The 16,238-nt window shown below is 64.6% G+C and carries 16 protein-coding genes and 1 riboswitch; of the genes, 12 read left to right on the top strand and 4 right to left on the bottom strand.

The window, feature by feature from the left end:
• Positions 1 to 35 precede the first annotated feature (35 nt).
• Positions 36 to 518, top strand: coding sequence for a 6,7-dimethyl-8-ribityllumazine synthase (locus ACGYLC_RS02520; protein WP_394421484.1), 483 nt, complete (start codon positions 36 to 38; stop codon positions 516 to 518).
• Here the strand turns inward: ACGYLC_RS02520 and ACGYLC_RS02515 are convergent.
• The 3 genes from ACGYLC_RS02515 to thiB are packed head-to-tail and all read right to left on the bottom strand — an operon-like array spanning position 515 to position 3,703.
• On the bottom strand, positions 515 to 1,207 hold the full coding sequence (locus ACGYLC_RS02515; protein WP_394421482.1) for an ATP-binding cassette domain-containing protein: 693 nt from the start codon (positions 1,205 to 1,207) through the stop codon (positions 515 to 517). The genes ACGYLC_RS02520 and ACGYLC_RS02515 overlap by 4 nt on opposite strands.
• On the bottom strand, positions 1,194 to 2,750 hold the full coding sequence (locus tag ACGYLC_RS02510) for a thiamine/thiamine pyrophosphate ABC transporter permease ThiP (protein ID WP_394421480.1): 1,557 nt from the start codon (positions 2,748 to 2,750) through the stop codon (positions 1,194 to 1,196). The genes ACGYLC_RS02515 and ACGYLC_RS02510 overlap by 14 nt, the downstream gene beginning before the upstream one ends.
• Positions 2,726 to 3,703, bottom strand: a complete 978-nt coding sequence (gene thiB, locus ACGYLC_RS02505) for a thiamine ABC transporter substrate binding subunit (protein WP_394421478.1) — start codon at positions 3,701 to 3,703, stop codon at positions 2,726 to 2,728. Before thiB ends, ACGYLC_RS02510 begins: the two co-directional genes overlap by 25 nt.
• Before the next feature lie 34 nt (positions 3,704 to 3,737).
• Positions 3,738 to 3,839: riboswitch (TPP riboswitch) on the bottom strand.
• A gap of 92 nt (positions 3,840 to 3,931) precedes the next feature.
• Between thiB and aroC the strand changes: the two genes are divergently transcribed.
• From aroC to cobO, 3 genes are all read left to right on the top strand, one after another.
• Positions 3,932 to 5,041 carry a chorismate synthase gene (gene aroC / locus ACGYLC_RS02500; protein ID WP_394398433.1) on the top strand — a complete coding sequence of 370 codons (1,110 nt, stop codon included), beginning with the start codon at positions 3,932 to 3,934 and terminating at the stop codon, positions 5,039 to 5,041.
• Between the two features lie 10 nt (positions 5,042 to 5,051).
• Complete coding sequence (locus ACGYLC_RS02495) at positions 5,052 to 5,990, top strand: DMT family transporter (protein ID WP_394398432.1); 939 nt, start codon at positions 5,052 to 5,054, stop codon at positions 5,988 to 5,990.
• 70 nt (positions 5,991 to 6,060) lie between these two features.
• Positions 6,061 to 6,666, top strand: a complete 606-nt coding sequence (gene cobO, locus ACGYLC_RS02490; protein ID WP_394421477.1) for a cob(I)yrinic acid a,c-diamide adenosyltransferase — start codon at positions 6,061 to 6,063, stop codon at positions 6,664 to 6,666.
• 57 nt (positions 6,667 to 6,723) lie between these two features.
• Here the strand turns inward: cobO and ACGYLC_RS02485 are convergent, their stop codons facing one another.
• Positions 6,724 to 8,271, bottom strand: coding sequence for an alkaline phosphatase D family protein (locus ACGYLC_RS02485; protein ID WP_394421476.1), 1,548 nt, complete (start codon positions 8,269 to 8,271; stop codon positions 6,724 to 6,726).
• Between the two features lie 206 nt (positions 8,272 to 8,477).
• On the opposite strand from ACGYLC_RS02485, the gene pcaF reads away from it, so the two are divergent.
• The 8 genes from pcaF to ACGYLC_RS02445 are packed head-to-tail and all read left to right on the top strand — an operon-like array spanning position 8,478 to position 16,230.
• Positions 8,478 to 9,683: a 3-oxoadipyl-CoA thiolase gene (gene pcaF / locus ACGYLC_RS02480; protein WP_394421474.1), complete on the top strand. Its 1,206-nt coding sequence runs from the start codon at positions 8,478 to 8,480 to the stop codon at positions 9,681 to 9,683.
• 28 nt (positions 9,684 to 9,711) lie between these two features.
• Entirely contained in the window at positions 9,712 to 10,704 is a 993-nt protein-coding gene (gene paaA / locus ACGYLC_RS02475) for a 1,2-phenylacetyl-CoA epoxidase subunit PaaA (RefSeq protein ID WP_394398426.1), read from the top strand.
• 5 nt (positions 10,705 to 10,709) lie between these two features.
• Positions 10,710 to 11,054, top strand: a complete 345-nt coding sequence (paaB, locus tag ACGYLC_RS02470) for a 1,2-phenylacetyl-CoA epoxidase subunit PaaB (RefSeq protein ID WP_394421473.1) — start codon at positions 10,710 to 10,712, stop codon at positions 11,052 to 11,054.
• 35 nt (positions 11,055 to 11,089) lie between these two features.
• Positions 11,090 to 11,812 carry a 1,2-phenylacetyl-CoA epoxidase subunit PaaC gene (paaC, locus tag ACGYLC_RS02465; RefSeq protein WP_394421818.1) on the top strand — a complete coding sequence of 241 codons (723 nt, stop codon included), beginning with the start codon at positions 11,090 to 11,092 and terminating at the stop codon, positions 11,810 to 11,812.
• Positions 11,806 to 12,354 carry a 1,2-phenylacetyl-CoA epoxidase subunit PaaD gene (gene paaD / locus ACGYLC_RS02460; RefSeq protein WP_394421472.1) on the top strand — a complete coding sequence of 183 codons (549 nt, stop codon included), beginning with the start codon at positions 11,806 to 11,808 and terminating at the stop codon, positions 12,352 to 12,354. The genes paaC and paaD overlap by 7 nt, the downstream gene beginning before the upstream one ends.
• 7 nt (positions 12,355 to 12,361) lie before the next feature.
• Positions 12,362 to 13,426 (top strand): 2Fe-2S iron-sulfur cluster-binding protein, encoded by a 1,065-nt coding sequence (locus tag ACGYLC_RS02455; protein ID WP_394421471.1) that lies wholly within the window; start codon positions 12,362 to 12,364, stop codon positions 13,424 to 13,426.
• 10 nt (positions 13,427 to 13,436) lie between these two features.
• Positions 13,437 to 15,461, top strand: coding sequence for a phenylacetic acid degradation bifunctional protein PaaZ (gene paaZ / locus ACGYLC_RS02450; RefSeq protein ID WP_394421470.1), 2,025 nt, complete (start codon positions 13,437 to 13,439; stop codon positions 15,459 to 15,461).
• Positions 15,451 to 16,230, top strand: a complete 780-nt coding sequence (locus ACGYLC_RS02445; RefSeq protein ID WP_394421469.1) for a PaaX family transcriptional regulator C-terminal domain-containing protein — start codon at positions 15,451 to 15,453, stop codon at positions 16,228 to 16,230. The genes paaZ and ACGYLC_RS02445 overlap by 11 nt, the downstream gene beginning before the upstream one ends.
• Positions 16,231 to 16,238: the final 8 nt, after the last annotated feature.

The raw sequence follows: 16,238 nt of genomic DNA, 5'->3' as shown, positions 1-16,238 counted from the left end.
TTGGGTGGACGTGTCTGAACCTAAAGGAGATCACCATGACACAAGAACGTTCCGCCCGTTTCGCCTTTGTGCGTGCAAGCTGGCATGCGGATATCGTCGACCGCGCCTATGACGGATTTACCGAAGTGATCGACGCCGCACAGGTGGACAGTTTCGCCGTTCCCGGCGCCTTTGAACTGCCGCTCATGGCGCAACGTCTGGCCAAGACCGGGCGCTATGACGCCGTGATCTGCGCGGCCTTCGTGGTGGATGGCGGCATTTACCGGCATGACTTCGTGGCGCAGACGGTGGTCGATGGGCTGATGCGCGTGGGGTTGGACTGCGACCTGCCGGTGCTGTCGGTCTCGCTCACCCCGCACCACTATCAGGAAACGGATCATCACAATGCGATCTACCGCGACCATTTCGTTACCAAGGGGCGCGAGGCCGCGCAGGCCGCCCTTGGCATGACCCAAGCGCTGGAGAGGTTTTCTTCAAAAGAAAACGGCGCGGAAATTTCGGAAATTTCCGCCGCCTAGCCGAGATAGGCGCGCAGGGCCGGGGGCGGGTTGTCGAGCAATTCCGCCGCCGGCCCCGGCGCATGGGCGCGCCCGCCTTCGACAAAGATCACCTCATCCGCGATGCGGCGCACGTCGTCGGGTGCATGGGTCACCATGATCAGCCCCGCCCCGGTCTCCCGAGCAAGGTCTTGGACCAAATCCAGCATCTCGACCCGAAGCGCGGGGCCGAGCGCGGCAAAGGGCTCATCCAACAGCACCCAAGGCCGCGCCTGCACCAACACCCGCGCCAGCGCCACCCGGCTTTGCTGTCCGCCAGACAGCGCCCCGGGGCGTTTCGCGGCGTGATCGCTGAGCCCCACCCGCATGAGGGCGGCATCGACCGCCTCCCGGTCCGCCGCTTTCAGCCGCAGGTCAGGGCGCAGGCCAAGGCCGACGTTCTGCCGCACGGTGAGATGCGGAAACAGGTTATTATCCTGAAACAGCATCGTCATGCCGCGCTGGCCGGGATGTTGATCCGTGATCTCCTCCCCCTCCCGCAGCAGCCGCCCCGCCGCCACCGGCACGAACCCACAGATTGCCGCCAGCAGGGTCGACTTGCCCGACCCCGAGGGGCCGATCACCGCGTAGTTGCGCCCCTGCGCCAGTGTCATATCGGCGACGAGGCTGAAATCGCCCCGCTCAATGCGCATCTCTTCAAGCGTCAGCATGCCAGCGCCCCCATTTGTCGCAGACGAAAAACACCGCCAGCGCCAAGACCAGCAAAAGCAGCGCCGCGCCCGCTGCGGCCTCCATCCGGTAGGCGCCCATCAGACGGTACATCTGCAAAGGCAGCGTCGCACGATCCTGATCGGCGAAAAGCGCGATCACGCCGAGATCCCCCACCGAGAGCGCCCCCGTCAGCCCGGCGGCAAAGCCCAGCTGTGGGCGCAGACGCGGCAGGACCAACAGCCGCCACAGCGCCCAACCCGTCATGCCGAGGGTCTGTGTCAGCGGGCCATAGTCCTGCAAGGTTTCGCGCAGCCGCGGCACCAGAATGCGCAGCACGAAAGGCAGCGCCATCAGCGCATTGACCAAAGCGGTCACCGGCAGGCTCAGCCGCGCCGGGTCCAGCACCGGGTTGATCAAGATGAACCACCCCGTGCCGATCATCAGCGGAGAGGCTGCAAGCCCCATCAGGCCAATCGCCTCAACCCCGCCGCGCCGCCGGGTGGCGATCCAGCCTGCCATCGGCAGCGCCAGCAGGGCCAGCACCGCCACGCTCAACCCCGCCACTAGAATGCTATTCCCAGTGGCCTGCCAGACCGAGGCGGGCAGCTGCGCGATCCCCGCCAGCCCGCGCAGAACCACCGCCGCCAGCGGCAGCAATAGGAACAGCGCGGCGAGCGCGATGACGGTGATGTCGAGCAACCGCTGCGCGCCGCCCCGCGCATCCCAGCGGCGCAGGGGGCGGTCCAATCCGCCGCCCAAGCTGATCGGCGGGATCAGCCAAAGCGCCGCCACCGCCGCAGCCCCCGCGAGCACAAGCTGCACCACCGACAACAGCGCGGCGCGCCCCAGATCGAAATCGAACCGAAAGGCCTGATAGATCGCCAATTCGATCGTCGTCGCCCGTGGCCCACCGCCCAGCGTCAGCGCCACGGCGAAACTGGTCAGGCAAATCACGAAAATCAGCGCCGCCACACCGGGCAGCACCTGCCGCAGCATCGGCCATTCCAGCGCCAGAAACAGCGCCCGCGGCGTCATCTGGAGTTGCCCCGCAAGCCGAAATCGCTCAGACGGGATGCTCTGCCAGCCTTGCAGCAAAAGCCGCGTGGCCAGCGGCAGGTTGAAGAACACATGCGCCAGAACCACGCCATGCAGCCCGTAGATCGACAGCGGCGGCAGGCCAAGAGCCGCGCCAAATTGGTTCAGCACGCCCGACCGGCCAAAGACCGTCAGCAGCCCCAGCACCGCAACGATCACCGGCAGAATGAAGGGCGCGCCCAGCAGGGTGATCAGCGCCCCACGCCCCCAGAACCGCCGCCGCGCCAAGGCCCGCGCCACCGGCACGGCCAGCAGCACCGAAAGCACCGCCGACCAGACCGCCTGCGTCACGGTAAACCGCACCGCCGCCCAATCCGCCGGGTCGAGCCCTGCACCCACATCGGCTGCCGTAAAAACAGCGACCAAGGCCGCAAGGATCAGCCCCGCGACCAGCGCGGCGGCGAAAAGCCCCGTTTTGCCGCTTAACGCGACAGCGCGGTCAGCCATTCGTCCAAAGCCTCCTCACGCAGCGCGGGGACTTCGCCGTTCGGCACCAAAAGCGCCTTGCCGGGCTGGATCATGCCCTCGAACCCTTCGGGCAGACCGCCTTCGGGCGTCACGGCGGGATACATCCAGTTGGTCGTCGGCAGCACCGATTGCGCGGCATCAGAGACGAGGTATTGCAAGAACCGATCCGCCAGTTCCGGCTGATCCGACCCGGCAAGTTTCCCCGCCACTTCGATCTGCATGTAGTGGCCTTCGTCGAACAGCGCCGCGGTCTTGCTGTCGTCCTCCTCCGCGATCAGGTGATAGGCGGGGGAAGTCGTGTAGCTCAGCACCATGTCGGCCTCGCCTTCAAGGAAGAGGCCATAGGCTTCGGACCAACCCTTTGTCACGGTCACGACGTTATCGGCCAGCCCCGCCCAAACCTCGTGCGCGGCGTCGCCATAGGCCGCTTTGACCCACATCAGCAGCCCCAAGCCCGGCGTCGAAGAGCGCGGGTCTTGGATCACGATTTTCAGATCGCTCTCGGCCAGCGCCTTGAAATCGCCGGGCGCCTCCAGATCGGTGCCGTGGACAAAGGCGAAATAGCCCCAGTCATAGGGCACGAAAACTTTGTCTTCCCAAGTGATCGGCAGGTCATAGTCGGCCTGCAACCCGCTCGGCGCGAACAATTCGGTCTCTTTCGCCGCGGCGATCAGGCTGGTGTCGAGCCCCAGCACGATATCCGCGTCCGACCGCGCGCCTTCCAGCTTGAGCCGCGCCAGCAAGGCCGCACCGTCGCCCATGCCGACGAATTTCAGATCGCAGCCGCAGTCGGCCTCGAACCCCTCTTCGATGGCCGGCCCTGGCCCCCATTCGGTGACGAAACTGTCGTAGGTATAGACCGTCAATTCAGGCGTCTCGGCCCATGCGGCTGATGCGCCCATGACGCCCGCAGCAAGTGTAAGATACTTCATTGCATCCTCCTTTTGCGGCGAAAGGTAAAAGGTGGATGTCTGTCCTGACCTTCCCTCCGCCGGTGTTAACCGGTTCAGGTTCAACGGGTCCGCGCGACACGCACATCTCAGCCCAAAGGCCCCCCGAGGTAGCGTCAGGGGTAGATCGGACCTGCACAATTGGCAAGGCAAATCCCCTTGAGGCAGGGCGCCGCCCCCGCTAAGGGTTTGACAACAGGAGGTCCGCCCATGTCGATCAACAGCTTTGGCCATCTTTACCGGGTCACCACATGGGGCGAGAGCCACGGGCCCGCCCTTGGGGCGACCATCGACGGCTGCCCCCCCGGCGTGCCGATTGACGAGGGCATGATTCAACAGTGGCTCGACAAGCGCAAACCGGGCCAGAACAAATACACCACACAGCGGCGCGAAGCGGATGCGGTGCGGATCCTGTCGGGCACCTTCGAAGGGGTCACCACCGGCACCCCGATCCAGCTGATGATCGAGAACACAGATCAACGCTCCAAAGACTACGGCGACATCAAGGACAAGTTCCGCCCCGGTCACGCCGACATCACCTATTTCCAGAAATACGGCATCCGCGACTATCGCGGGGGTGGCCGCTCCTCGGCGCGGGAGACGGCCGCGCGGGTGGCGGCGGGCGGTCTGGCGCGGGAGGCGATCAAGGCGCTGGCCCCAAAGCTTCAGATCACCGGCTACATGGTGCAGATGGGGCCGCATAAGATCGACCGCGAGGCGTTCGATTGGGACCAGATCGACCAAAACCCCTTTTGGGTGCCGGATGCCAAGGCGGCCAGCGACTGGGCCGACTACCTCGACGGGCTGCGCAAATCGGGCAGCAGCGTCGGCGCGATCATCGAAGTCACCGCGCGCGGCGTGCCTGCGGGTCTCGGCGCGCCGGTCTATGGCAAGCTCGACACCGATCTGGCCGCCGCGATGATGAGCATCAATGCCGTCAAAGGTGTGGAGATCGGCGAGGGCATGTCGGCGGCGATGCTGACGGGCGAATTGAACGCCGATGAGATCACCATGGGGCCGGATGGGCCGGAATATTCCTCGAACCACGCGGGCGGCATCTTGGGTGGGATCAGCACCGGGCAGGATGTGGTGCTGCGCTTCGCGGTGAAGCCGACCTCCAGCATCCTGACCACGCGACGCACGATCACGAAACAGGGCGAAGAGACCGAGATCATCACCAAGGGCCGCCACGATCCTTGCGTCGGTATTCGCGCAGTACCGGTGGGCGAGGCGATGATGGCCTGCGTGCTGCTGGATCACCTGCTGCTGCATCGCGGACAGATTGGCCAGAACCGCGGCATAATCGGCCCCGAGGCGTGAGAATCAAAGCATGAAAGTCGATGATTTCTCCGCCCGTCCCGCCCTTGGTGTCGGTCTGAAAATCACGGCGATCCTGCTTTTCACCTGCATGTCCGCGATCATCAAATCGCTGGCCGACGAAGTGCCCGCAGGCGAGTCGGTCTTTTTTCGCTCCTTCTTTGCCATTCCGGTGATCCTGATCTGGCTCGCGCAACGCGGCAAACTGAAAAGCGGGCTAAAGACGCAAAACCCGATGGGCCATGTCTGGCGCGGGCTGTTCGGCACCACGGCGATGGGGCTGACCTTCACCGGCCTCGGCCTGCTGCCCCTGCCCGAGGTCACGGCCATCGGCTTTGCCACGCCGATTTTCACCGTCATCCTCGCCGCCGTGTTGCTGGGCGAGAAAATCCGTCTGATCCGCGTGAGTGCCGTGGCGATTGGGTTGGTGGGGGTGATGATCATCCTCTGGCCGCGTTTCACCAGCATCGGCACGATGGAACAGACAGCCACCATCGGCGCGTTGCTGATCCTGATGGCGACAATGGTGCGCAGCCTCGTGCAGATTCACATTCGCCAATTGGTGCAGAACGAAGACACTGCCGCGATCGTCTTCTACTTCTCCTGCACCGCCTCCCTGCTGGCGCTTTGCACCCTGCCTTTCGGCTGGGTCATTCCCGATCCGCAAACCTTTGGCCTCTTGGTCCTCGCCGGATTGATCGGCGGGGTGGCGCAGATCCTGATCACCTCGGCCTATCGCTTTGGCTCGGCCTCGATGCTGGCGCCCTATGATTACACCTCGATGCTTTTCGCCATTTTGCTGGGCTATGTCTTCTTTGCCGAACTGCCCACGATGATGATGCTGGCGGGCGCGGCGTTGGTGATCAGCGCGGGCGCATTGGTGATCTGGCGCGAGCGGCAGCTGGGGATGGAGCGGGGCAAGGCGCGGTCTGTCACCGATCCCAAAGCGTGATCGAATGCGGGCTTTCGCCCGGCCCGGCCTCTCCCTATGGTGCCCCGAAACCGGATAGAGGAGATGACCGATGAGCGACGCGGATCCGAAAGACCACAAGGAAAAGATGCAGCGGCGTCAGGCCGAACAGCGCGCCAAGGTGGCCGAGTTGCAAGACCCAGACAAGGGTCTGGTGCTGGTCCATACCGGCCCGGGCAAGGGCAAATCCTCTTCCGCCTTCGGCGTCGTGGTGCGCGCGCTTGGCTGGAAACAGCGCGTCGGTGTGGTGCAGTTCATCAAGGGCAAATGGAAAACCGGCGAACGGTTGTTCTTTGAACGGCTGGACGAGGTGACATGGCACACGATGGGCGAAGGCTTCACCTGGGACACCCAAGACCGCAACCGCGACATCGCCGCCGCCGAGGCCGCCTTCGGCAAGGCGCGCGAGATGATGGAAAGCGGGGACTATGACCTTGTGGTGATGGATGAGATCAACATCGCCATCCGCTATGAATACCTCAAGATCGAAGACGTGATCGCCGGGCTCGACGCCCGCGACAAGCGCACCGCCGTCGTGCTTACAGGCCGCGACGCACGGCCCGAGCTTTGCGACTATGCCGATCTGGTGACCGAAATGTCCGAGGTTAAACACCCGTTCAAAGCAGGCATCAAAGCACAGCGCGGCGTCGACTACTGAAACAAAAAGGATCGCCCGCATCCGGGCGATCCTCTCACTGTGCCTTCCAGAGGGCGCTTAGATCGCCGCCCCCTTTGGGTCGAGCGTCACCGAGTAAAGCTCGGTATCGGCGCGGTCCATCAGGCGCACTTTCATCTGCTGGGTCTTGGCGTCGATATCGACCAAGCCAAAGAATTGCAGACCGGCGGAGGGCGGCAGGTTCACCTGACCGTCTTCGGGCGCTTTGACGTATTTCAACTCAGGGCCAAAGGTGCCGTCCAACTCGTTCGGGCCAAAGGTGCCCGCGTGCAGCGGGCCCGAGACAAACTCCCAAAACGGGTCAAAGTCCTGAAACTGCGCCTTGTCGGGGTTGTAGTAATGCGCGGCAGTGTAATGCACATCCGCCGTGAACCAGACCACGTTGTCGACCTGCGCGGTCTTGATGAAAGGCAGCAGCCCCGCGATCTCCTGCTCGCGGCCCTTGGCGGCGCCATTGTCGCCATTGGCAACCGCTTCGGCCCCGCCGCCGACGACCAGACCGATGGGCATGTCGCAGGCGATGACCTTCCATGTGGCCGCCGAATTGGTCAACTCGCGCTTGAGCCATGCCATCTGCTCGGCCCCGAGGATATCGGTGGCCTCCGACATCTCGGTCTGCATGTTCTCGCTGTTCGGCCCCCGGTAGCTGCGCAGGTCGAGGAAGAAGACATCCAGCATCGGACCGTAGTTGATCTTGCGGTAGACCCGGCCCGGCTCGGCGGGGGTGATGCGCAGCGGGGTCATCTCATGGAAGGCCTGCGAAGCGCGCGCGGCAAGGACATGGATCGACTTCTCACTATAGCGGTCGTCTTCCATCAGGCTGCGCGAGGAGGACCAGTTGTTCACGACCTCATGGTCGTCCCATTGCATGAAGGTCGGCACATGGGCGTTCATCTCGCGCACATGGGCGTCCATCAGGTTGTATTTCCACTGGCCGCGGTATTCGTCCAGCGTCTCGGCCACCTTGCGCTTCTCGTCGATGATGGTTGTATTCTTCCACATCGTGCCATCGTCAAGCTGCACCTCATCCTCAAGCGGGCCATCGGCATAGATGGTGTCACCGGAATGCAGGAAGAAGTCGGGGCGGTGTTTGGCCATGGTCGCATAGGTGCGCATGCCCTCCTCGTCGATGCCCCAGCCCTGCCCGGCGGTGTCACCGGACCAAGCAAAGCGCAGGTCGCGGCGCGCGGTGGGCGCGGTACGGAAGCGCCCGACGATCGGCTCGGAGGTGGCGTTGATGTCACTCAGGTCCGCAGCGGTAAAGCGGTAGAAGATGTCCTGATCCGAGGGCAGCCCCTCAATCGGACGTTTCACCGCCAGATCGTGGTTCGGCAGTGCGTTCATCGGCGCAAGCTGGCGCGCATTGGCAAAGCTTTCGGTGGTGGAGATTTCGACCTGCACCCGCGCCGGGCGGTCGGTGCGGGTCCAGATCATGCCGGACTGCGTGTCGACATCGCCCGACTGCACCCCATGGGTAAACACCGGGCGCGCGGCCGCACGGCTGAGGCTGGGCATGGCAAGGCTTGCGGCAAAGGCGGTGGAGCCCGCCAGCACAGCGCGGCGGGTCGGGCGGATCAGTTTGGTCATCGTGAGCTTCCTCTGGGGGTGGCGATGGCGGCACAGAACCCCCGACGCGTGACAGATGCCCGACAGCTGCGTGACTCTTTGGCAAAGCTTTGGTGACAGGGCGATGAAGTGTTACCAAAATTCGCAACCTATATTTATTCCGTAACATTTTGATTGAACCGAATCGCCCCAATGTGTAGATTGCGGTGCAACAACAGGAGACCCCCATGCAGGCTTTCATCTGCGACGCGCAGCGCACCCCCATCGGCCGTTACGGCGGCGCCCTCTCTTCGGTCCGGGCCGACGATCTGGCCGCCGTGCCGCTGAAGGCGTTGATGGAGCGGAATCCCTCGGTGGACTGGGCACGCGTGGATGACGTGATCATGGGCTGCGCCAACCAGGCTGGCGAAGACAACCGCAACGTGGCACGCATGGCCGCCCTGCTGGCGGGTCTGCCGGTCGAGGTGCCGGGCGCCACGATCAACCGTCTCTGCGCCAGCGGTATGGACGCCGTCGGTGCCGCCGCCCGGGCGATCCGCGCCGGAGATATGGACCTCGCCATCGCCGGCGGGATCGAGAGCATGTCGCGCGCACCCTTCGTGATGCCAAAGGCCGAAACCGCTTTTGCGCGCAATAATGCCGTCTATGACACCACAATCGGCTGGCGCTTCGTGAACCCAAAGATGAAGGCTGAGTTCGGCGTCGATTCCATGCCTGAGACCGCCGACAACGTCGCCGCCGATTACGACGTGTCGCGCGTGGACCAAGACGCCTTCGCCGCGCGCAGCCAGGAACGCTATGCCGCCGCCGCCGAAAAGGGCATCTTCGCCGAGGAAATCGCCCCCGTCACCATCCCGCAGCGCAAAGGTGATGACGTGGTCGTCGACCGCGACGAACACCCCCGCCCCGGCACCACGCTGGAGAAACTGGGCAAGCTGCGCGGCATCAATGGCGCCGATCTGACTGTGACGGCAGGCAATGCCTCGGGCGTGAACGACGGTGCTGCGGCGATGCTGCTGGCGTCTGAGGCAGGCGTGAAGGACCATGGCCTCACCCCAATCGCGCGCGTCGTGGCCATGTCGGCGGCGGGCGTCGAGCCCCGCGTCATGGGCATCGGCCCGATTCCGGCGGTGCGCAAGGTGCTGGACCGCGCGGGCCTGACGATCGAGCAGATGGACGTGATCGAACTCAACGAAGCCTTCGCGAGCCAGGGCCTCGCCACGCTGCGCGCCCTCGGCGTACCGGACGACGCACCCCATGTGAATGCCAACGGTGGTGCCATCGCCATCGGTCACCCCCTTGGCATGTCCGGCGCGCGTCTGGTGATGACGGCGGCGCTGCAGCTCAAGCGGACGGGCGGCAAATACGCGCTATGTACCATGTGTGTGGGCGTGGGTCAGGGCGTCGCCCTGATCCTCGAAAACGCAGGCTGACACTTCTTTCCTCGAAAGGAACGGACCGATGTATGCACAGATGATCAAATCCACCGGCAAGGGCGTCAAATCCCTCGACGAGATGGACCCCGAAGAGCGCGCCTTTCAGGAGCGCATCGACGCGGGCGGCAAGATTGAGCCCAAGGACTGGATGCCCGACGGCTACCGCAAGAACCTGATCCGCCAGATCGGACAGCATGCGCATTCCGAAATCGTGGGCCAGTTGCCGGAGGGCAACTGGATCACCCGCGCCCCGACGCTGGAGCGCAAGGCGATCCTTTTGGCCAAGGTGCAGGACGAGGCGGGCCACGGCCTCTACCTCTACTGCGCCGCCGAGACGCTCGGCGTGACCCGCGACCAAATGACCCGCGACCTGCTGTCGGGCAAAATGAAATATTCCTCGATCTTCAACTACCCGACCCTGACTTGGGCCGACATGGGCGCCGTCGGCTGGCTTGTCGACGGGGCCGCGATCATGAATCAGGTGCCGTTGCAGCGCACTTCCTACGGGCCCTACGCCCGCGCCATGGTCCGCATCTGCAAGGAAGAAAGCTTCCACCAGCGGCAGGGCTTCGACATCATGATGAAGATGGCCAAGGGCACGCCTGCCCAGCGCAAGATGGCGCAGGATGCGCTCAACCGCTTCTGGTTCCCGGCGCTGATGATGTTCGGCCCCTCGGATAAGGATTCGGTCCATTCCGCGCAGTCGATGGCCTGGAAGATCAAGATGAACACCAATGATGAGCTGCGCCAGAAGTTCGTCGATGAGACCGTGCCGCAGGCCGAATACCTCGGTCTCACGATCCCCGACGAGACGTTAAAGTTCAACGAAGAGACCGGCCATTACGATTTCGCCGAGCCGGATTGGGAAGAGTTCTTTCAGGTGCTCAAGGGCAACGGCCCCTGCAACACCGAACGGCTGGCGGCGCGCAACAAGGCTTGGGACGAAGGCCGCTGGGTGCGCGAGGGGCTTCTGGCCCACGCCGAGAAAAAGCGCAGCAGACAAATGGCAGCGGAGTAAGCGACATGAGCAGCCCTGAATCCAGCGAATACAAAGGCACCGAAGCCGCCCCCCATGGCAGGGCCCGGCCCACCGAATGGCCCCTGTGGGAGATCTTCATCCGCGGCCAGCACGGGCTGAGCCACCGCCATGTCGGCAGCCTGCATGCTGCGGACGCGGAGATGGCAATCAAGAACGCCCGCGACGTCTATACCCGCCGCAACGAGGGCGTGAGCATCTGGGCGGTCGAGGCCAGCGCCATCGCTGCTTCCTCCCCCGAAGAAAAAGGCGCGCTTTATGAGCCCGCCAACGACAAGGTTTACCGTCACCCCACCTTCTACGACATTCCCGACGAAGTGGGGGCGATGTGAGCGGCACCTACCCCAAGTTCGAATTTCTTTGCCGGATGGGCGACAACGCGCTGGTGCTGGGCCACCGCGTCTCGGAATGGTGCGGCGTGGCGCCGGTGCTGGAAGAGGACATCGCGCTGGCCAACGTGGCGCTCGACCTGATCGGGCAGACGCAGTTGTGGCTGGGTCTGGCAGGTGAGGTCGAGGGCGCGGGACGTGATGCCGATGCGCTCGCCTTTCACCGCGATGTCTGGGATTTCCGCAATGTCCTGCTGGTGGAGCAGCCCAACGGCGATTTCGGCCAGACCATGATGCGGCAGTTTCTGTTCGACGCATGGCATCTGGCGCAGCTCACCGCGCTGATCGATTCCAGCGACAAGCAGATCGCCGCCATCGCCGAGAAATCCGCGAAGGAAGTGACCTATCACCTCGAACGCTCTTCCGACACGGTGATCGGCCTTGGCGACGGGACCGAGGAAAGCCACCGCCGGATGCAGGCAGCGCTTGACCTGCTTTGGCCCTATGTGGGCGAGATGTTCATCGGCGATGATGCTGACGCCGCTATGGTTGAGGCCGGTATCGCCCCCGATCCGGCGGGTATGCGTAAGAGCTATGACCAACTGGTCGGCGACACTCTGGCGGCGGCGACCCTAACGAGGCCCGAGGATGACTTTGCCCATAGGGGCGGGAAGACCGGCGCGCGGCATAGCGAACATCTGGGCCATATGCTGACCCAGATGCAGTGGCTGCAACGCGCCTACCCGGACGCCACATGGTGAAACCCACGCCCCACAGCCGGCCCGCCCCCACGCCGGTGCCGGGGGTGGTGCGCGGTGCCGCCCCGCGCGGTGCTGCGCGGGCTGAGAAGCCCACGTTGGAGACGGTCTGGGCCTGGCTCTCGGCGATCCCGGACCCTGAGATCCCGGCCATTTCGCTCACCGATCTTGGCATCATCCGCGATGTGGCATGGGACGGCGACACGCTGGTTGTGACGATCACGCCGACCTATTCGGGCTGCCCCGCCACCAGCATCATCAACCTCGATATCGAGACGGCGCTGCACGGCCACGGGATCGAGAAGCTGGAGCTGAAACGCCAGCTCTCCCCGCCCTGGACCACCGACTGGATGAGTGACACCGGCCGCGCCAAGCTGGAAGCCTACGGCATCGCGCCGCCGCGGCCCGCCGGCGGGCCGCAGCACTGCCCGCATTGCAAATCCAAGGCGGTGGAGCGCATCAGCCAGTTCGGCTCGACCCCCTGCAAGGCGCAATGGCGGTGCTTGGACTGCCTTGAACCCTTTGACTATTTCAAATGTATCTGAGGCCCCGATGAGCCAGTTCCACCCTCTCACCGTTACCGACATTCACCACACCATCCGCGACGCGGTGGTGCTGACGCTGAAGCCGGAAAACCCCGAGGCCTTCGCCTTCACCCAGGGCCAGTACCTGACCTTCAAGCAGGACTTCGACGGCACCGAGTTGCGGCGCAACTACTCGATCTGCGCAGGCTTGGACGATGGCGAGCTGAAGGTGGGCATCAAGCGCGTCGATGGCGGGGCCTTCTCGACCTATGCCAATACCGAACTCAAGGTCGGCGACATGCTGCACGCCATGCCGCCGCAGGGCAAGTTCTTCACCCCGATCGAGCCGGAGGTGGCCAAGAACTACCTCGGCTTCGCGGGCGGCTCGGGCATCACCCCGGTGCTGTCGATCCTGAAGACCGTGCTGAAACGCGAACCGCAGTCGACCTTCACGCTGGTCTATGCCAACCGCGCGGTAAACACGATCATGTTCCGTGAGGAGCTCGAGGATCTTAAGAACCGCTACATGGGCCGCCTGACGGTGATCCATATCCTCGAATCCGGGCAGGACATGGAGCTTTTCGAAGGCCGCGTCGATCAGGCGAAATGCGACGCGCTGTTCAAGCACTGGATCCAGATCGACACGATCGACACCGCCTTCATCTGCGGGCCGGAACCGATGATGCTGGCGATTGCCGAGGCGTTGAAAACCAACGGTCTGGGCGAGGATCAGATCAAGTTCGAACTCTTCAGCGAAAGCCAGCAGGGGCGTCTGGCGAAGCAGGAAATAGCGAAGCGCAGCGAGGGCCAGAAGGGCACCGAGATCACCGTCATCATTGATGGCGCGCGGCGCAGCTTTTCCATGCAGAAGGGCCAGTCGGTCCTCGAAGCGGCGCTGGAAAACGGTCAGGAGGCGCCGTTCTCCTGCAAGGCCGGGGTCTGTTCGACCTGCATGGGCAAGGTGCTGGAGGGCGAGGTCGAGATGATCTCGAACCACGCGCTGGAGGATTACGAGGTCGAACGCGGCTACGTGCTGACCTGCCAGTCCTACCCGCTGAGCGACACGCTCGTCATCGACTACGACACCCACTGAAGGAGCCGACATGCGCGATATTCACAGTTACGCCGCCGGCGAATGGCTGGCCCCCGGGGCCGGCGCCCGCAACATCGCCAGCGCCATCACCGGCGAGGTGATCGCGCAGGCCGGCAACGACGCGCTGGACGCCGGCGCGATGCTAAGCTTCGCCCGCGAACACGGCGGCCCTGCCCTGCGCGCCATGACCTTCCACGACCGCGCACGTATGCTCAAGGCGCTAGCGCTGCATTTGATGGAGCATAAGCAGGCGCTCTATGACCTGAGCTACGACACCGGGGCGACGCTCTCGGACCACAAGATCGACGTCGACGGCGGGATCGGCACGATGCTGGTCTTCGCCTCCAAGGGCCGGCGCGAGATGCCGGATGCGTATGTCTATCTCGACGGCGCACCCGAGCAACTGGGCCGCGAGGGGCAGTTCATGGGGCGGCACATCTGCACCCCGCTTCAGGGCGTCGCGGTGCATATCAACGCTTTCAACTTCCCGGTCTGGGGCATGCTGGAGAAGCTCGCCCCCACCCTGCTTGCGGGCGTCCCCGCGATCGTGAAACCGGCCACCGCCACCTGCTACGTCACTGAGCACTGCGTACGGCTGATGCTCGACAGCGGGCTGCTGCCCAAGGGCGCGCTGCAATTCGTGAGCGGGGGCTTGGGCGACATGCTCGACCTGCTCGGCTGTCAGGATGCGGTGGCTTTCACCGGCTCCGCCGACACCGCGCTGAAGCTGCGTGGCAATCCGAAGCTCATGGAAAACTCCGTCCGCTTCACTTCCGAGCAGGACAGTCTCAACGCTTCCGTCCTCGGCCCCGATGCCGTGCCGGGCACGCCGGAGTTCGACCTTTTCGTCAAGGAAGTGCAGCGCGAGATGACCGCCAAGGCGGGGCAGAAATGCACCGCCATCCGCCGCATCATGGTGCCGCAGGCGCAGGTCGACGCGGTGATCGCGGCGCTCTCCGAGCGCCTCGCCAAGACCACCATCGGCGACCCCCGCGCCGAGGACACGCGCATGGGCGCACTAGTCTCGGGTAGTCAGAAACGCGACGTGCTGGAAAAGGTCGGGCTGCTGAGTGCCGAGGCCGAGCGGGTCTTCGGCGATCCGGAGAATTTCACCGTGAAGGGCGCGGACCGGGACAAGGGTGCCTTCCTGCCGCCCATGCTGTTCCATTGCGCCGATCCCGACGCCGCCGAGCGGGTGCATGACACCGAGGCTTTCGGCCCCGTCTCCACCCTCATGCCCTACCGCGATCTGGCCCATGCCACGCAGCTTCTGAACCGCGGCCAAGGCTCGCTGGTGGCGTCGATCATCACCAATGACGGCGAGGTCGCGCGCGAGTTGACCATGGGTTCCGCGGCCTTCCACGGACGGCTTTACTTTAACAACCGCAAATCAATGGCTGAGGCCACCGGCCACGGCTCTCCGCTGCCGCATATGGTGCATGGCGGCCCGGGCCGCGCGGGCGGCGGCGAGGAGTTGGGCGGCGTGCGCGGCGTGATGCATTACATGCAGCGCACCGCGGTGCAGGGCAGCCCCGACATTCTCACCGCCATCGGCAAGCAATGGGTGCCGGGGGCCGAGGAAATCACCGACCGCGCTCACCCCTTCACCCGCCGCTTCACCGAGCTCGATCTGGGCGAGACCTTCCATTCGCCCGCGCGTGAGGTGACACTGGAGGATATCGAGACCTTCGCCCATTTCACCGGCGACACCTTCTATGCCCACATGGATGACGCGGCCGCCAAGGCGAACCCCTTCTTCCCGGGGCGCGTGGCGCATGGCTACCTGCTGCTGAGCTTTGCCGCAGGCCTCTTCGTGCAGCCCGACCCCGGCCCGGTGCTGGCCAACACCGGCCTCGACAACCTGCGCTTCCTCGAACCGGTCTCGGGCGGGGACAGCATCAAGGTGCGGCTCTCGGTCAAGCACAAGACCCCGCGCAACGAGGAATATGGCGAGGTCCGCTGGCATGTAACCTTGACCAACCAGCGCGAGGAGGCGGTTGCGGAATACGACCTGCTGACGATGAATGCCGTCTGAGCACACACCGGCGGTCGTCGCCGCACTCGCGGGCCTTGGCGGTCAGAGGGTTTGGTCGCTGATGGTCAGTCTCTTCGGCGATCTGGCGCAGGGACAGGGCGATGCGATCGACGGGCCGGTGCTGTCGCAGATCATGGCCGCGCTAGATGTGCGGCCCGAGGCAAGCCGCGTGGCGCTGCACCGACTGCGCAATGACGGGTGGCTACAGTCGCAAAAGGTGGGGCGGATCAGCCAGCACAGCCTGACCGCCCAAGGCCGCGCGGAAAGCGCTGCTGCCAGTCCGCGCATCTACGCCGCGCCGCCGGACCTGTCGGAACCTTGGCAGATGGTCGTGACCGAGGAGAACGGGCCCGAGACCGACAGCGCCCTGCGAGAGGCGGGGTTCATCGCCGCCCTGCCCCGCGCCTATGTCGGACGGGCCGAGAGCGCGACCCCCAAGGGATGCCTTACCCTGCCCGGCACGCCCCCGCCCGAGTGGCTGCGCCGCGCAGTGGAACCTGCCGCGCTTGAGCGCGACTATGCCGCGCTCTTGGTTGCGCTCAGCGCCTTAGATGCCGAACTTCCCGCTCCGGAGCAACTCAGACCCTTAGACGTTGCGGTTTTGCGCTGCCTGATCGTGCACAACTGGCGGCGACTGGTGTTAAGGCATCCCGCCCTGCCCGGTGGGCTGATCCGTCCCGAATGGCCTGGCTACCAGTGTCATCTGTTGGTCGACCGCCTGCTGCGCCGCTACCCGCGCCCCGCGTTGCGGGATCTGGCCACCGTCTGACGCGGCGC

Origin of the sequence: Sulfitobacter sp. 1A12157, from assembly GCF_043557345.1 — a bacterium.
Classification (GTDB): Bacteria; Pseudomonadota; Alphaproteobacteria; order Rhodobacterales; family Rhodobacteraceae; genus Sulfitobacter.
The sequence above is the reverse complement of the archived record's forward strand: the minus strand, read 5'-3'. Positions and strand labels throughout refer to the sequence as shown.

Bases quoted from the DNA above. Each gene is read 5' to 3' on its own strand.
- ACGYLC_RS02520 (WP_394421484.1), top strand. From the start codon at position 36: ATGACACAAGAACGTTCCGCCCGTTTCGCCTTTGTGCGTGCAAGCTGG.
- ACGYLC_RS02515 (WP_394421482.1), bottom strand. From the start codon at position 1,207: ATGCTGACGCTTGAAGAGATGCGCATTGAGCGGGGCGATTTCAGCCTC.
- ACGYLC_RS02510 (WP_394421480.1), bottom strand. From the start codon at position 2,750: ATGGCTGACCGCGCTGTCGCGTTAAGCGGCAAAACGGGGCTTTTCGCC.
- thiB (WP_394421478.1), bottom strand. From the start codon at position 3,703: ATGAAGTATCTTACACTTGCTGCGGGCGTCATGGGCGCATCAGCCGCA.
- aroC (WP_394398433.1), top strand. From the start codon at position 3,932: ATGTCGATCAACAGCTTTGGCCATCTTTACCGGGTCACCACATGGGGC.
- ACGYLC_RS02495 (WP_394398432.1), top strand. From the start codon at position 5,052: ATGAAAGTCGATGATTTCTCCGCCCGTCCCGCCCTTGGTGTCGGTCTG.
- cobO (WP_394421477.1), top strand. From the start codon at position 6,061: ATGAGCGACGCGGATCCGAAAGACCACAAGGAAAAGATGCAGCGGCGT.
- ACGYLC_RS02485 (WP_394421476.1), bottom strand. From the start codon at position 8,271: ATGACCAAACTGATCCGCCCGACCCGCCGCGCTGTGCTGGCGGGCTCC.
- pcaF (WP_394421474.1), top strand. From the start codon at position 8,478: ATGCAGGCTTTCATCTGCGACGCGCAGCGCACCCCCATCGGCCGTTAC.
- paaA (WP_394398426.1), top strand. From the start codon at position 9,712: ATGTATGCACAGATGATCAAATCCACCGGCAAGGGCGTCAAATCCCTC.
- paaB (WP_394421473.1), top strand. From the start codon at position 10,710: ATGAGCAGCCCTGAATCCAGCGAATACAAAGGCACCGAAGCCGCCCCC.
- paaC (WP_394421818.1), top strand. From the start codon at position 11,090: ATGGGCGACAACGCGCTGGTGCTGGGCCACCGCGTCTCGGAATGGTGC.
- paaD (WP_394421472.1), top strand. From the start codon at position 11,806: ATGGTGAAACCCACGCCCCACAGCCGGCCCGCCCCCACGCCGGTGCCG.
- ACGYLC_RS02455 (WP_394421471.1), top strand. From the start codon at position 12,362: ATGAGCCAGTTCCACCCTCTCACCGTTACCGACATTCACCACACCATC.
- paaZ (WP_394421470.1), top strand. From the start codon at position 13,437: ATGCGCGATATTCACAGTTACGCCGCCGGCGAATGGCTGGCCCCCGGG.
- ACGYLC_RS02445 (WP_394421469.1), top strand. From the start codon at position 15,451: ATGCCGTCTGAGCACACACCGGCGGTCGTCGCCGCACTCGCGGGCCTT.